The following is a 14,228-nucleotide window of genomic DNA, read 5'->3' on the forward strand; positions in this document are numbered from 1 at the left end:
TCCTGTTTATCAATAAGTACAATATTTTCACCATTGATGAATATCTAAAAGTGGGTTCTTTGTAAAATACAAATGCCCATCAAAACGGGAATGTTCTGATGGGCATGCAAATCAACGGGGTATCCGTTAGTTATCTACTTTTTCTTTAATGTCTTCTTTGGCTTCTTTGGCCTCTCTTTTGGTTGCTTTGTAAGCTTTTTTGCTTCCTTTTTCAACCTTGTCAGCGCCTCTTTCTACACCATCACCCACTGCCTCTGCGCCTTCTTTGGTTTTTTCACCAACCACCTTGGCGTCTTTTTTGATCTCTTTACCAGCTTTTTTGCCAGCAGCTTTCGTATTATCGACAGCCTTTTCCGTTTTTGTCCTCGAGTCGTCCTGTTGTGCAAATGCTGCCGTCGACAATCCGATCATTGCAGCTAAAACAAATACTTTTTTCATGATCATTCTTTTTGATGAAATAAATCGCCCCGCACCAACCGCCTTATCAGCAATCCAAGCAAAAGCAAAATAACTCAACAAAAATCGTTCCGGGGGAGATGCTAATTATTGATCGGGCTGATCGTCTGAGAAATATATTTGTAAAAATTCAGTCAGGGATAAAATCGAAGTTCTTTCGAATTGTTTTAAATCCAACAAATCGATCTTATTCCCGGTGACAAGATATTGCGCCGATCCGTCCAGACATAATGCTAGTAAAAAATCATCTTTGGGATCTGGGCTGTGCAATACTTTTGAGAAAGTGTCAATGGGAGAGCAACGCTCTGTCAGCAGCTCCATGAACGCGGCAATTCGTTCAGCTGAAACATACTTCCTAAATTTTGGCCTGTTAATGACTTCATCAAGTTCTCCAATGAGCACCTTGTCAGTCAGAATATCAAAGCGGCTGTCTTTTAGTATTTTATCAAGTCGCATTCGCGAATTACTGTTAATCAGCGCGCTGACATATAGATTGGTATCAATGACAACTCTAATCACAAACCAACCCGATTTTTCCTCACGTCCGCGATTTCATCGAATATATCCTGTTCAGAAATATCTTGTGTATCTGGCAGTTCACCGGACAAAGCATCCCAACGCTCGTTCCATGACGGTTGGGACTTCATAATGGATATTAACCCCAGTTCAGCCAAATCATCAAGCAAGCGCTTCGCTTTCGGATTGGTAAGTTCAATTGTGAGTACTTCCATAAGAATAACTTTTTATCAATGTAACAATTAACACTTGGACATACAAATAAATTGCGAACACTACATTCAATCGCGTTATAACAAAAAATCGCCCGGCTTCATTATGCCGGGCGATGTAGAAAAGCATTTTTAAACGACTATCTGCTGCCCTTTAAAGGATAAACCGCAACATTCGCCTCAGTTTCAACATTTGAAACCTGAGCCGTGGTAACATGTATTTCTTTGGGTTTCAAACTTCCTTCCAGATCGTCCTTATCCACAGCGATGTGCGGGGCGATTACCAGGGAGACGATGGACATTAGCTTAATCAGGATGTTCATGGATGGGCCCGATGTGTCTTTGAATGGGTCCCCTACTGTATCTCCCGTCACGGCTGCCTTGTGCGGCTCTGACTTTTTGTAGAAGGTTTCGCCATTGATGACAGCACCTTTTTCAAAGGATTTTTTCGCATTATCCCAGGCGCCACCGGCATTGTTCTGGAAAATACCCATTAACACACCCGACACCGTCACACCCGCCAATGTTCCACCAAGTACTTCCGGCCCGAAAAGAAAACCGACCAGGACGGGAACGATAAGTGCGATCAAGCCCGGCGCAACCATTTCACGGATAGAAGCCTGCGTAGAAATAGCCACACATTTGTCATATTCCGGCTTTGCGGTGCCTTCCATAATGCCAGGGATTTCGCGGAACTGTCTGCGCACTTCTTCGACCATTTTCATGGCAGCACGACCTACGGCTGCAATGGCCAGCGATGAGAAAATGAACGGGATCATGGCCCCTACAAATAAGCCGGCCAGCACATTGGCTTTATAAATATCAATAGAACTAATGCCTGCTACACCGCAGAAAGCAGCAAAAAGCGCCAGCGAAGTAAGGGCGGCGGAAGCGATGGCAAAACCTTTTCCGGAAGCAGCAGTTGTGTTACCAACGGCATCCAAAATGTCCGTACGGCCACGAACTTCTTCCGGCAAATGTGCCATTTCGGCGATTCCGCCTGCATTGTCCGCGATTGGTCCAAAGGCATCGATAGCCAATTGCATGGCTGTGGTGGCCATCATTCCGGCTGCGGCAATCGCGACACCATATAAGCCTGCAAATTCATAACTGATAAAAATACCGGCTGCCAGCACCAATGTTGGAATAACCGTAGATTCCATACCCACGGAAAGTCCGCCGATAATGTTCGTAGCGTGACCAGTTGAAGATTGATTTACAATGGATTGAACAGGTCTTTTGCCCATAGCCGTGTAATATTCCGTCACCATAGACATGATTGCGCCTACAATCGATCCCAGCAAAATAGCCCAGAAAACGTCCAGCGCGGTGAAATCGACGCCGCGAATGGTTAATGTTCCTTCGGGTAACATCCACAGCGTGAGCGGATAGCTGACGATCAGAACAAGAATGATTGAGGCCCAGTTACCCAAATTCAAAGCGGCCTGCACATTTCCCTGATCATTTTTAACACGAACCAGCAGCATGCCAATGATGGAAGCGATAAGGCCCATTCCGGCAATGACCATAGGAAGCAAAATCGGAGCGATGCCGCCAAAATTATCCGTTCCCTCAGCAATGATCTCGCGGCCAAGAACCATCGTTGCTAAAATTGTTGCCACATATGACCCGAACAAATCCGCTCCCATACCGGCTACGTCGCCCACATTATCACCTACGTTATCTGCAATGGTTGCAGGGTTTCTCGGATCATCCTCAGGAATTCCGGCTTCCACTTTTCCTACAAGGTCGGCGCCAACATCAGCAGCTTTTGTATAAATACCACCGCCTACGCGTGCAAAAAGCGCGATAGACTCTGCGCCAAGCGAAAATCCGGCAAGCACTTCAAGCACTTTTTCCATGCCCAGACCATTGACGTCCGTGCTGTCACCGACAAAAAAATGATATAAAATGATGAACAATCCGCCCAAACCAATTACGGCGAGGCTCGCCACCCCGATGCCCATTACAGAACCGCCGGTGAACGACACTTCCAATGCTTTGGTAAGGCTTGTGCGTGCCGCCTGCGTAGTGCGGACGTTGGATTTTGTAGCAATATTCATCCCGATATAGCCCGCAAATGCTGAAATGAACGCACCAATCAGGAACGAAATACCAATGAAGGCACTGGAATTCTCAACCAATGTGCCCGAGTAACCGAGTAAAATACTAACAATGATACCAAATACTATGAGTACACGCCATTCGGCTTTCAGGAAGGCAAGGGCACCATCTGCAATTGCGTCCGCGATCTCTTTCATCTCAGGACTTCCACCATCCTGCCGGACGACCCAGCCTCTTTTGAAGAACATAACCAGCAAGCCAACAAGGCCTAAAGCCGGCACTAAATAGGTAATGTTACTCATGCGATAAACAAATTAGGTTATAGGTTTTAAAATCTCGTAAATATAGAGAATGGGACCTCATAACAAAATGCGAAACCGCTAATTTTTGATCAATTCGTATAGATTTTATAAAAATTTATAGAATTCAGTAATTGGGGAAGCGCCGGGCCAGCGCCGTTACTTGCGAAAAATAGTCAGTAAAAGATAGGTTATCGCGAAGCCTGCCAGTCCGGCTGCGACTGCGAGCAATGTGCCGCCTATAAAATATTGTACGAAATTTACATGGATCGAGCTGAGCGTAAGATTCTCAAATGAAGTGAGTTGTACACCGTTCTGATAAAAGAGGCCGCCGAATTTGTAGCTCCCAAAAATGATAAACGGAATAAAAGGCGGGATGCTAATGTTAGCGGCAGTAAGAAAAAGGACCTTGTTCATCTTGAAATAAATCGACAACGGAATGCCAATAAGCAACTGAAAGCCCCAAACCGGAACAATGCCCATAAAAAATCCGAAACCAATGGATTTTGCCTTGCTTAAATTGGACTCATCCGATTTTACAGCCTCGTCCCTGATAATCTTCCAAACGCCCTTCTTATTAATTTGTCGGATCAGTCTTTTGGGCAAATAGTAAAGTAAAGTGAGGATGACCAGGAATGTATTCAGGATGCTGATCCGGGTAAAATCCTTGAACGGTCGGAAGTGCGTGACACGCTCGTCTTTGTCATAAATCACATGTATTTTCACCGGGACGATCGGGACATTGCGCCAGGCCAGCTTTACAAGCACTTCAATTTCCGTTTCAAACTTCATAGTAAAAAGCCTGATCTTCCCGATTTCCCGCAAAGGATAGAGGCGAAAGCCAGTCTGCGTATCGGGCAGCGAGATGCCCGTTTCAAACTTGAACCAGAAATTGGAAAATTTATTTCCAAAAGAACTTTTGCCCGGGACGCCCTCCTGCTCCATGTCCCTCGAACCCATAATCACAGCGCCAGGATTTTGTTTTGCTGCTTCCAGAAACAACGGAATGTCGGATGCAAGGTGCTGGCCGTCGGAGTCGATGCTGATCGCGTTGTCGTAATGCTGTCTTAATGCTTCTGCAAACCCGGCGCGAAGCGCGTAGCCTTTCCCGCGGTTAATGCCGTTGTCCAGAATAGTTAGTTGATCGCCATATTGAGCCAGCAAAGCGGCTGTTCCGTCCGTAGAACCGTCGTTGATGACAATGATATCCCGGTTTTGAGAGTAAGGAAGAAGGGAGTCAATGACACGGCCCAGTGTGTTGATATTGTTGTAAGTAGGAACAATGATGCAGCAATTGAGGTCCTGTAAGGTCATTATGAAACGGACTTTCTGTTAAAGATAGCTTGCCTGCATTTTGAAAAAAACTTTCCCATTGCCCTCCCCTGAGGCGTTGACTTCCAAAAGTTCTGACTGCTTGAATTTGATAGTAATACGAACATTTGGATTTTCCCGGGGATCAAGCACTTCAAGAAATTTGCATGTCCGCATGGATTTCATGGCCAGCTTTTGGCCTAAATGTGTTTCCAGGAGCTCCTTCACGATCTGCATCTGTACAACACCCGGAGTAACCGGCGCACCCGGAAAGTGGCCGGCAAAGATGGCATGCTGCGCGTTGATAACAATATCCGAAACAAGGCTTTCGGGAGTTGCTTCGGTGTTGGTTACAACGTATAGACTTTTCGCAAACATGCTGAAATTGGATTACTATAAATTGATAAAAAGGTTGTCGTCGATCGGTTGATTGAACTTCTCATTCTGAAATTTCATCACGCTCTTATCGCCGCCTTTTTCATAAAAAGACAATTCTTTTAAATGCATCGTGCTCTTCGGGAAGACCATGGTTATCTTAGAATAAATGTTTTTTAGCCGACGGTTAACAGGAGTTAACACGACCATATACTGATCTGCGCTTTCCATAGCACTTTGCGAAAATGCTTTATTTTGCTGAAAATCACCGTTGACCAAGCCGATCATTAACTCCTTGATCTGCGCTACCATTCTACCAGCCTGACCAACACTTTTTTCTTTTCCAGCCTCCTGAACGCGTAATCTATCACCGTTAATTAATATTACATATTTAACTGGCGATTTTTGCTCCCACCGCATCTTGTCATTTTTCTTGTAATAAAAATTTCCGGATGAATGCTCCGGCTCTTTCAAAACAGCTAGAAATTTCTCCTCGGTAAACGCAGCCTGAATCGAATTCACCTCTTGTGAAGTCTTGCGTAGTTCCTGGAAAAGCTTTTCCGGGTTTGCTGATGGTTTGAATGTCTGTCCTTGCGCCCAGGCAATAGTCAGACAGAATGCGATCAATATAGCACTAATTTTCTTCATAGGGCTCACGTTGAATTAGCTTGGAAAGCGGCTCAATTTTTAGTCCTTTCTGTAAACAATGTTCGATCAAATCTTCCATTGAATCGGCTGTGACTTTCCGGTTATCATGCAGCAAAACAATGTCCCTGGCTCTTACTTTTGACATGACGCGATTGATAATCTCGTATTTATTTTGAGCTTTTGTATCAAAGCTTCGAACAGACCAGCCCACAGAATCCAGTTTTTGCTCACGCAAGACACGCGCGTAACGCGGGTTGGTCACGCCAAAGGGTGGACGGTAGAATTTTGGTGTTTTTCCAAGAATTCCACTGATAATGCTGGTGCAATGTTCCAGGTCCTTTGCCAGCTTGTCTTTCGAGAAGAAAGCGATCATTGTATGATGGCTGTATGAATGGTTGCCGATGATATGCCCCTCCTCATCAATGCGGCGAAGCAGCTCCGGATATTTTTCTGCCCGTTTTCCAATGACAAAAAACGTGGCCTTCACTCCTTTTTCCTTTAAAATGTCAAGAATCTTTGGTGTGGTGTCAGGATCCGGGCCATCATCGAACGTTAGGGCGATGGATTTTCTTTTACCTGTGTTTATTGATTTCAGGAAATAATTGGCCTGAATGTTGAACGAACCGTAGGCGGTAAGGGCAAGATATGCAAGGGCAATGAAGATGAAAATCAGCCATGCGAAGCCTGTCTCCCAGAAGATAATCCCGCTGAGCGCAAAAATGGTGATGGCGGTTCCTGTGACAATGTTATGCTTCAATCGATTGCAGGAGTGTTAACCCCAGGTTACTTTGAATTAATGTATTGCAAACCAGCACATTTCTGAGTGACTTGTCAGCTTTCATTCTATCCACAGCCAAATGTACAGCGAATGCGGAAGTCGTTGGATAAATGCCAGAGTAGGTTAAGTAATCCACACATTTACTTTTGTCTATCCCCAGGTTCTGAATTAGGGATAATACGCCATCCGAATCGTGCCTATGCACATCCGAAACCAGCACCAGATCCAGCTCCGCTGCACTCAGCTCATTTTCTCTCAGAAAATCGTTAATCTCACTCGTAATATCTTTCACCAGACCAATGGCACGAGAGTCTTTGATACCAGCAACTGATTCTTCATTTCGGTTACTCGAAAGCATAAAAAAGGATGCCCCGGAAGTGATGGGATTAGCAATGTTCAAATGCAGGTTTTCCGAAATGTTTGTTAAAAAATCAATGGCCTCATCCGCAGCACCAACCAGAATGTTCCCTTCATTTTCATCCAAAAGCAACATAGCATCCACAAGTGCATTCTCGAATGAAATGGTGTTTTGCGTATGCGTCATATTATACCCATGGTTTCCAATGCTCAGTGAGATTTGACCTGCCATTGTATTATGGGTAGACTGGATAAAGGCAGTGGGTGGAAGCAGTCCTTCAATAGTTATAACATTGTTAAGAAATTTTTCAGTGTCCAAAAGACAGCCTAATCCCGTCCCAATGATGATTCCATCCGGTTGCTCAATCTTTGCCTGCCCTATGCAATCCTTCGCGCAAGCCACCGACATCCTTAAAATCTTGCTCATTCTCCGCAAGAGTCCGGCGTCAATAAAGCCTTTGTAATCCGGACTTAACAGTGCAGACGACTCTTGCAGCGGCTCAATACTGGCAGAAAAGCCAACATTCCGGAATGTTGGCTGATGCGAAATGGTCGATGCGGCGGAAATGTAATACACCTAGGATATCTTGAATTTATGTAATCTACTTAATTATGGCTTGAAAAAACCAGCGATGAATTGTTCCCACCGAAACCAAATGAATTGGACAAAACAGCTTTAATAGCCTTCTCGCTTTGCAGGGAAGTGACTGGATTTAGCCCGGTCTCTGTAATGGGCGTTTTATAATTCAGGTTTGGAAAAATCAGGTTGCGCTGAATGGCAAGAACCGAAAAGACGGCTTCAATAGCACCGGCAGCAGCAAGGGTATGCCCCGTATATGGTTTTGTTGAGCTGAATGCCGGAATATCATTCCCAAAAACATTCATCAGCGCCACTGACTCGGATAGATCGTTATTTTTCGTCCCGGTCCCGTGTGCATTAATGTAAGAAATGTCAGACAACGCAACACCGGATTTGGTCAAAGCATTTTTTATCGCCAGGGTTGCCCCTTTTCCTTCCGGTGATGATGCAGTTTGATGATATGCGTCAGCCGCATTCGCCCAACCACTCACATATCCGATTGTCTTGTTCCCTGAAATCTGCACACTCTTTTCATTTTCCAGCAGCAAGAACGCAGCGCCCTCCCCCAGATTCAACCCACTTCTGCTTTCATCAAACGGCCTGCACCATGCATCGTCGTAGATCATTAATGAGCGAAAACCGTTGATTGTAAACCTGGTTATTGCATCCGAACCACCAACCAGGACCCGGTCGAGCTTACCATTTAGAAGCAGCCGCGCGCCTAGCATAATGGCATTAGCGCCTGAGGAACAAGCTGTTGAAAGTGTATTAATATAACCGGAAATGCCCAGTTCAGCAGCGATTCGTTCTGTCGTGCTGCCACTGTCGTGGGTTTTGAGGATATTGAAATCGGGATTAGTACCGGCGAGATAGCTTTTATAAAAGTCCTCTGTCCGATCCATTCCGCCAACGGAAGTTGCCGAGATAATGCCTGTTCGAAGTCCGCTTACGTGCTTGTTATCGCCCCATGCTTCTTTCGCGGCTTTTAACCCCAACAATGAGGTGCGGGAAATGCCTTTTGGACCTGTATCAAGCGCTTGCTGCAATGCTTCGTTGGACATTTTCACTTCTCCGACCAACAGCCCTTCTGCCTCTTTCAGAAACTGCACGGGCTCAATGCCCGACCTGCTTTCCATCAGCGCCTGCAAATTTTCTGCAACAGTCAGCCCAATTGCAGATACAATGCCCATACCGGTTATTCGGACGCCCATTTCGTAGTTTTTATTCGACTGCCCTGTTACGGATGTACTCTGCCATTGAATTGATTGACTTGAAAGCCACCTTGCCTTCATCCGGGTTGACCACCTGAATCCCATGGTATTTTTCCAGCAACACGATCAGTTCCAGCGCGTCAATGGAATCCAGGCCGAGACCTCCTTCATCAAAAAGCAACGCATCGTCCGCAATGTCAGCCGGCGTGATATCTTCAAGGTTCAACTGCTCTATTATCTGTTTTTTAAGGTCTTCCTTTAAATTATCCATTGTCAATTAATGTGTATACTTTGATTTTCGGATTGTTATGCGTGGCTCAAACCGGCGAGCTTTGAAAGATTGTGCTTATTGAAATCCATGCCGCCTTCTGATTCGCTTTCTACCAGTGCAACGAAAACTTCGATCTGATCGCCCATCACTTCGAGCCATCCGACCAGAACTGCTTTGGCGCCGGTGGACAGGAAAATCTGCCCGTAATCGACGAAAAAACCGGGGGCGAATTTAGGTAAAACAGCGAACATATTCTCGCCAAACCACTTGTTTCTGATCGCTATTTCACCCAAAACAATGTTAGGCAATGTGTAAACAAATAAAGATGGACTTGGTGCACCATTTTGTTCATAGGAGTGTAAAAATCGCAGATCTGTGTCCGCGCTGGACGATTGGTTTGCGAACAGCATTGCAATTTCATCGTCCTGATACTTGCTCGCCAAACCCTTGTTAACACGTTTTATCACTTCCGAAGCCAAAAATCCTGCTTGCGACAGCGCGTCCATTTTATAAAACTTAGGATATACGATTTCCTGCTCCTTATAAATCTGTTTGAACCAACTGTCCGCAGCATCTTTTTCACGCGTTGCCACCAACTCGCCATTCACCGAAAAATGATCGGCCGACAAATGACAATATGTTGTAATCAAACTCATAAACTCTTGATAATCAAAGATGCATTACCGCCGCCAAAGCCTGATGCTGTTTTCAGAACAGTTACCGGCTTGCTAGGAATATTTTCTGCAATGACATTTAATTTTATTGAGGTGCCGCTTTCCTTATAACCGAGGCTTTTTAACAAAACTCCGTGGCGCATCATTTGCATGGAGGCTGCTGTTTCTATCACACCCGCCGCACCCAGCGTATGTCCGAAATAGCCTTTCAAACTGCTCAGCGGCACATTCGTCAAGCCAATCCGGTCGAAGGCAATGGATTCCATTTCATCATTAAAGACCGTCGCCGTGCCATGCGCGCAGATAAAATCGATTTCTTCCGGTGCTACGTCATTGGATTCCAATGTCTTTTTCACACTTCGAAACAATCCCTCACCCGTTCGGGAAGGGCCTGAAATGTGATTGGCATCATTGGCACTCGTGCCGGAAAGAAGCTGTAAAGCGCCATTTTTGAATATTTCCCTTGTCTCAGAAACAACCACTGCACCGCACCCCTCGCCCATTGTTATGCCCTTGCGCGACGCATCGAAAGGGGCACAGGGCTGATCACTGATTGCAAAGAGAGACTGAAATCCAAAAACGACAAAACCCGAAATCAGGTCACAGCCTATGACAATGGCATGGTCGTATACTTTCGCTTGAATAAGATTGCTAGCCGCATTAATTGCCAACACGCCTGATATGCAAGCATTTGAAAGCACGATGGGCTGATTGGCCAGGCGAAACCTGGAAACCAGCGTTTCTATGCTCTTACCAAACTGATCGGTGATATTTTTATCAAGTTCACCTTTTGTCGAACTCACAATCACAATGGTCCTTTCAGAGGTCAGGATTGCGGGATCTATATTTTCAGAAACAGCCGAAAGTGCGTCCGAAATCAGCTTTTCAAATTTGAAATCAGCGACGAGATCCAGCATTTTAGACAAATAAAGGTCTGCATTGTCGAATCCGGCTTGCTTTACCAAAGAAATTCCCGATCGATTGGCCTGCATAGCAGCCCAGTTCTCAGCTGTGGTCCCACCCAAGGGACTTATGATTACTTCGGCACCAATGTAGGTCATTCCAGATTCAATAAACCTTGTTTTGTTCTTTCCAATCCCGGTAAAAATCGGGAGTAATCAGTTCCAATGTGCGTGTTTCCTTGTTCAAAAAAACCTGCATGGTTTTGCCCACAGCGCACAATTCGCCAGTTGTAAGGTTCACAACCTCATATTCAAACTGGATTTTGGCTGATTTTGCAGGCACATATTTCGTTATTACTTTAATGATCTGCCCGTAATAAACCGGAGCCTTATGGTCAATTTCAGATTTTACGATGGGTGTAAAGTAGCCTTTGTCGAAAATTGTCAGGTATTCCAATCCGTAGGCTTTACCAAAAGCTTCTCTCCCGTCTTCGAAAAATTTCAGGTAATTGCCATGCCAAACAACGCCCATTGCGTCAGTTTCACTAAAACGTATATCAATTTCGATTTCCGAAGCAATCATAATATGCTATCTCATTAAGGGTTAGTGTGTCACCACAATCTTCATTTCACAGCCGAGCAATATACGCCCTTCCCAGAAACTTTCCCCTTTAACCAGGTAAATATTTCCTAGTTGATGTAGTGGTTCTACGATTGTCCGGATCGTTGCGGAGGCCGTTGGCAGCTCATGCACTTCCACTTTTGTAATGGCTCCTATGAAGCCAATTTTAGGCTCCCCGTCTTCCTCACGGTCCAGATAACCGAATGATGCAGCACAAGTCTGCGCAATGTTTTCCAATAACCCCGACTCCTGAAAATGCCCGTCTTCAACCAGCACATTATCTTGTTCTATACAAAAATCCGATTCAAATCTTTCCGCTGAAACGCTTACCAGATTATCAATCATGATAAAGGGTTCTCGGTGTGGAATGTATTGATTTATAGCGCTTTTGGGTACGATCATTAAACAAAAAAGTTGAAATAATTAAACCATTGCTCAGGATATTCCTTCACTTTTCGTTCCAGTTCAGCAACATACAAGGCGGCGATCTCTTCGGGCTTGCGTTTTCCCGTTAACGGCAATGTTGCGCTGAGATGATAACTGTACCTTCCATCTTTGGCAGCAAAAACGAATGTTACCGGCGCATCAAACTTGGAGGCGATAATGAACGGTCCGTAAGGAAACTTCGCCTTCCTGCCGAAAAAATCCAACTCTATAAACTTGGCGCCATCCATATAGCGATCTGAATGAATGGCCACAAACTCGTTGTTAACCAATGCGTTGCGAATTGCGATAATGTGTGAAAGATCGTTTCTGATCGCGATAACCTTAAACCTGGAACCGCCTGTGGAACTGTCCATAAACTGTTTAATGCTTTCCACCTCCGCGTCCAGCATTACAATGTTAATGGTCGGTGTAATGCGCCCTTTCAGCAGGTTACCGGCCGTTTCCCAGTTACCCAAATGCGCGCTCAGCAGTATCCCGCCTTTTCGACCTTCCCGTATATCAATCAGATATTGCTCATTTTCAAACACATGCGTAAACTTTTCCGTTTTCCCAAGCAGGAATGCGGCGCGGTCTACCAAAGTTTGTCCGAAAATGTAAAAGTTTTTCCTGGCCAGCTTTTTGGCCTCTGAAACTGGAAGATGGAGGGTATTTTGGTAAAAATCCAGTAACGCGCTTTTTTGCTTCGCTGCAAAAAGATAGTAATAATACGTTACCAGCTTCAACAAGCGGTAGGCAAAATCCAGCCCAAGCTTGTTAATGAAATAGAGAAAGATTTTGTACCCGACTAATGATCCTTTGGTTTTACCATCCCAACGGCTCATTCTTATAGATTTAGTTTCTTACGAACAAGCCGGTAAAAATCACCGAATGTTACGATCTCCTTGAAGTCTTCGCCTGTAATTTTAATGTTGAGATTTTCTTCGATGAGCACCACAAGATCCACATAGTCAAGGCTGTCCAGATCGAGCGTATCTTTGAGACTGTTTTCAGGAAGAATCAGATTCCGGTCCACCTCAAACTCCTCCGATAAAAAATCCCTCGTTTCTTCGATAACTTCTTCCCAACTCATTTTTACGTCGTTAGCATACATGGCTACAAAATTAATTTATTCTTGCTGATAGTTTAAAGATATTGCTCTTTTTTAAATTAAACTCTGCGACTCACACAATAATTTAATACAAAAACCATTGCATGCGCGCATCCCTTTGGAGCAGAACAAAAATACAAATTTACGGTTGCCGCGAACCGCCGCTTACGAAGTTGAAACTCCGCAAATCGTCCTGATCAGGAGATTTTTTTGATGATTAATGTTGAATTTGTTCCGCCAAAACCAAACGAATTGGAAAGGAAACAATTGATTTCCTGCTCCTTAGTTTCAGCAATAACGTTGATCCGCGCCGAGTCTTCGTCCGGGTTTTCGAAGTTGATATTGGGTGCTACAAAAGAATTCTGCATCATTAGTAAAGAGTAAACGATCTCGCTGGCACCCGCCATCCAGCACTCATGCCCCGTCATTGATTTGGTTGAACTTACTGGTGTTTCAGGCCCGAAAACTTCAAAAATCGCTCGTGCTTCACTCCCATCGCCGACTGGCGTCGACGTGGCGTGCGCATTAATGTAATCCACCTCATCCGCAGCAATTCCCGCCTGGGTCATGGCCATTTTAAGTGAGCGGACCTGCCCGTCGATGCTGGGATTGGATATGTGATCGCCGTTGGAAGAAAATCCGTAGCCGATGAGTTCTGCCAGTATAGGAGCACCGCGCTTCACGGCGGACTCGTATGATTCGAGAATTACTGTTGCCGCGCCGCCGCTGGGGATCAGCCCGTCGCGATCGCGATCGAATGGCCGGGAAGCTTTTGCAGGCTCCGATTCTCGTATGGAGAATGTTCCCAGCCCGTCGAAACTGGCCATGGCAGCAATGTTAATTTCCTGCGCACCACCGCAAATGATCCTGTCCTGCAATCCCTGCCGGATCATCATGTAACCCATCCCGATAGAATGGGAGCCGGATGCGCAAGCCGCGCTGAGTGTAAAATTGATTCCTTTTAACTTAAAAATCGTCGAAAGGTTCATATTAACCGTGCTATTCATGTTTTGAAAAATAGCGCCGCTTCCAATTAATGTGGTGTCGTGTTTTTCTTTGGCTTTGTCAACCGCTTCCACCACCGATGAGGCAGTGCTGTCGTTACCATAAATGATGCCGGTTTCTGTGGTTTCGAGAAAGTCCACATCCAATCCCGAGAGTTCAAGCGCCTGACGCGTAGCCATATATGCATAAATAGCGGGCTGGTGCATACCCAGGCGCTGCCTTCTGGACAGGTAGTTTTTCAGGTCGGGCTCCTGAACCATGCCCGTTAGCGCAGAACGAAAGCCAAAATCCTTCCTAACCTGATCAAAAACAACCCCGCTTTTCCCGGCATACAAAGATTTTGTGACCTCGTCCAGGTTTTCGCCTAAACAAGAGTAAATCCCAATTCCGGTTACGACAACTCTGTGATCCAT

The 14,228-nt window shown here is 45.2% G+C and carries 18 protein-coding genes; all 18 read right to left on the minus strand.

Going from position 1 to position 14,228, the window contains the following annotated elements; genetic code table 11:
* Window positions 1-126: 126 nt before the first annotated feature.
* The 18 genes from NFI80_RS09250 to NFI80_RS09335 all read right to left on the minus strand — a co-directional run bounded on the left by NFI80_RS09250 (window position 127) and on the right by NFI80_RS09335 (window position 14,228).
* Window positions 127-438, minus strand: a complete 312-nt coding sequence (locus NFI80_RS09250; protein WP_157486679.1) for a hypothetical protein — start codon at window positions 436-438, stop codon at window positions 127-129.
* 105 nt (window positions 439-543) lie between these two features.
* Entirely contained in the window at window positions 544-975 is a 432-nt protein-coding gene (locus tag NFI80_RS09255; RefSeq protein WP_256565289.1) for a putative toxin-antitoxin system toxin component, PIN family, read from the minus strand.
* Window positions 972-1,187 (minus strand): hypothetical protein, encoded by a 216-nt coding sequence (locus NFI80_RS09260; RefSeq protein WP_235163239.1) that lies wholly within the window; start codon window positions 1,185-1,187, stop codon window positions 972-974. Before NFI80_RS09260 ends, NFI80_RS09255 begins: the two co-directional genes overlap by 4 nt.
* A gap of 137 nt (window positions 1,188-1,324) precedes the next feature.
* Complete coding sequence (locus NFI80_RS09265; RefSeq protein ID WP_235163235.1) at window positions 1,325-3,550, minus strand: sodium-translocating pyrophosphatase; 2,226 nt, start codon at window positions 3,548-3,550, stop codon at window positions 1,325-1,327.
* A gap of 156 nt (window positions 3,551-3,706) precedes the next feature.
* Window positions 3,707-4,861, minus strand: coding sequence for a DUF2062 domain-containing protein (locus NFI80_RS09270; RefSeq protein WP_235163234.1), 1,155 nt, complete (start codon window positions 4,859-4,861; stop codon window positions 3,707-3,709).
* 18 nt (window positions 4,862-4,879) lie between these two features.
* Entirely contained in the window at window positions 4,880-5,236 is a 357-nt protein-coding gene (locus NFI80_RS09275; RefSeq protein ID WP_235163233.1) for an ApeI family dehydratase, read from the minus strand.
* Between the two features lie 15 nt (window positions 5,237-5,251).
* Entirely contained in the window at window positions 5,252-5,881 is a 630-nt protein-coding gene (lolA2, locus tag NFI80_RS09280) for a flexirubin biosynthesis/transport protein LolA2 (protein ID WP_235163232.1), read from the minus strand.
* On the minus strand, window positions 5,868-6,638 hold the full coding sequence (locus NFI80_RS09285; protein ID WP_235163231.1) for a polysaccharide deacetylase family protein: 771 nt from the start codon (window positions 6,636-6,638) through the stop codon (window positions 5,868-5,870). The genes lolA2 and NFI80_RS09285 overlap by 14 nt, the downstream gene beginning before the upstream one ends.
* On the minus strand, window positions 6,628-7,593 hold the full coding sequence (locus NFI80_RS09290; protein WP_235161783.1) for a beta-ketoacyl synthase chain length factor: 966 nt from the start codon (window positions 7,591-7,593) through the stop codon (window positions 6,628-6,630). The genes NFI80_RS09285 and NFI80_RS09290 overlap by 11 nt, the downstream gene beginning before the upstream one ends.
* Window positions 7,594-7,622: 29 nt before the next feature.
* Complete coding sequence (locus tag NFI80_RS09295; protein WP_235161782.1) at window positions 7,623-8,807, minus strand: beta-ketoacyl-[acyl-carrier-protein] synthase family protein; 1,185 nt, start codon at window positions 8,805-8,807, stop codon at window positions 7,623-7,625.
* A 10-nt stretch (window positions 8,808-8,817) separates the two neighbouring features.
* Window positions 8,818-9,078, minus strand: a complete 261-nt coding sequence (locus tag NFI80_RS09300) for a phosphopantetheine-binding protein (RefSeq protein WP_026630157.1) — start codon at window positions 9,076-9,078, stop codon at window positions 8,818-8,820.
* 35 nt (window positions 9,079-9,113) lie between these two features.
* The gene (locus NFI80_RS09305; protein ID WP_235161781.1) at window positions 9,114-9,734 is read right to left on the minus strand and encodes a hypothetical protein; all 621 of its coding nucleotides are present in this window, start codon (window positions 9,732-9,734) and stop codon (window positions 9,114-9,116) included.
* Complete coding sequence (locus NFI80_RS09310; RefSeq protein ID WP_235161780.1) at window positions 9,731-10,813, minus strand: beta-ketoacyl-[acyl-carrier-protein] synthase family protein; 1,083 nt, start codon at window positions 10,811-10,813, stop codon at window positions 9,731-9,733. The genes NFI80_RS09305 and NFI80_RS09310 overlap by 4 nt, the downstream gene beginning before the upstream one ends.
* A 7-nt stretch (window positions 10,814-10,820) precedes the next feature.
* Entirely contained in the window at window positions 10,821-11,237 is a 417-nt protein-coding gene (locus NFI80_RS09315; RefSeq protein ID WP_235161779.1) for an acyl-CoA thioesterase, read from the minus strand.
* A 21-nt stretch (window positions 11,238-11,258) separates the two neighbouring features.
* Window positions 11,259-11,678, minus strand: coding sequence for a hotdog family protein (locus NFI80_RS09320; RefSeq protein ID WP_235163230.1), 420 nt, complete (start codon window positions 11,676-11,678; stop codon window positions 11,259-11,261).
* Window positions 11,678-12,544, minus strand: coding sequence for a lysophospholipid acyltransferase family protein (locus tag NFI80_RS09325; RefSeq protein ID WP_235161777.1), 867 nt, complete (start codon window positions 12,542-12,544; stop codon window positions 11,678-11,680). Before NFI80_RS09325 ends, NFI80_RS09320 begins: the two co-directional genes overlap by 1 nt.
* Before the next feature lie 2 nt (window positions 12,545-12,546).
* Complete coding sequence (locus NFI80_RS09330; RefSeq protein ID WP_084439573.1) at window positions 12,547-12,813, minus strand: phosphopantetheine-binding protein; 267 nt, start codon at window positions 12,811-12,813, stop codon at window positions 12,547-12,549.
* A 194-nt stretch (window positions 12,814-13,007) separates the two neighbouring features.
* Entirely contained in the window at window positions 13,008-14,228 is a 1,221-nt protein-coding gene (locus NFI80_RS09335; protein WP_235161776.1) for a beta-ketoacyl-[acyl-carrier-protein] synthase family protein, read from the minus strand.

The sequence above is a fragment of the Dyadobacter chenhuakuii genome (assembly GCF_023821985.2).
Taxonomy (GTDB): Bacteria; Bacteroidota; Bacteroidia; order Cytophagales; family Spirosomataceae; genus Dyadobacter; species Dyadobacter chenhuakuii.

Coding starts and splice junctions, on each gene's coding strand:
- NFI80_RS09275 (WP_235163233.1), bottom strand. CDS start 5,236: ATGTTTGCGAAAAGTCTATACGTTGTAACCAACACCGAAGCAACTCCC.
- NFI80_RS09305 (WP_235161781.1), bottom strand. CDS start 9,734: ATGAGTTTGATTACAACATATTGTCATTTGTCGGCCGATCATTTTTCG.
- lolA2 (WP_235163232.1), bottom strand. CDS start 5,881: ATGAAGAAAATTAGTGCTATATTGATCGCATTCTGTCTGACTATTGCC.
- NFI80_RS09300 (WP_026630157.1), bottom strand. CDS start 9,078: ATGGATAATTTAAAGGAAGACCTTAAAAAACAGATAATAGAGCAGTTG.
- NFI80_RS09330 (WP_084439573.1), bottom strand. CDS start 12,813: ATGTATGCTAACGACGTAAAAATGAGTTGGGAAGAAGTTATCGAAGAA.
- NFI80_RS09310 (WP_235161780.1), bottom strand. CDS start 10,813: ATGACCTACATTGGTGCCGAAGTAATCATAAGTCCCTTGGGTGGGACC.
- NFI80_RS09250 (WP_157486679.1), bottom strand. CDS start 438: ATGAAAAAAGTATTTGTTTTAGCTGCAATGATCGGATTGTCGACGGCA.
- NFI80_RS09265 (WP_235163235.1), bottom strand. CDS start 3,550: ATGAGTAACATTACCTATTTAGTGCCGGCTTTAGGCCTTGTTGGCTTG.
- NFI80_RS09260 (WP_235163239.1), bottom strand. CDS start 1,187: ATGGAAGTACTCACAATTGAACTTACCAATCCGAAAGCGAAGCGCTTG.
- NFI80_RS09320 (WP_235163230.1), bottom strand. CDS start 11,678: ATGATCGTACCCAAAAGCGCTATAAATCAATACATTCCACACCGAGAA.
- NFI80_RS09315 (WP_235161779.1), bottom strand. CDS start 11,237: ATGATTGCTTCGGAAATCGAAATTGATATACGTTTTAGTGAAACTGAC.
- NFI80_RS09270 (WP_235163234.1), bottom strand. CDS start 4,861: ATGACCTTACAGGACCTCAATTGCTGCATCATTGTTCCTACTTACAAC.
- NFI80_RS09295 (WP_235161782.1), bottom strand. CDS start 8,807: ATGGGCGTCCGAATAACCGGTATGGGCATTGTATCTGCAATTGGGCTG.
- NFI80_RS09335 (WP_235161776.1), bottom strand. CDS start 14,228: ATGGATCACAGAGTTGTCGTAACCGGAATTGGGATTTACTCTTGTTTA.
- NFI80_RS09325 (WP_235161777.1), bottom strand. CDS start 12,544: ATGAGCCGTTGGGATGGTAAAACCAAAGGATCATTAGTCGGGTACAAA.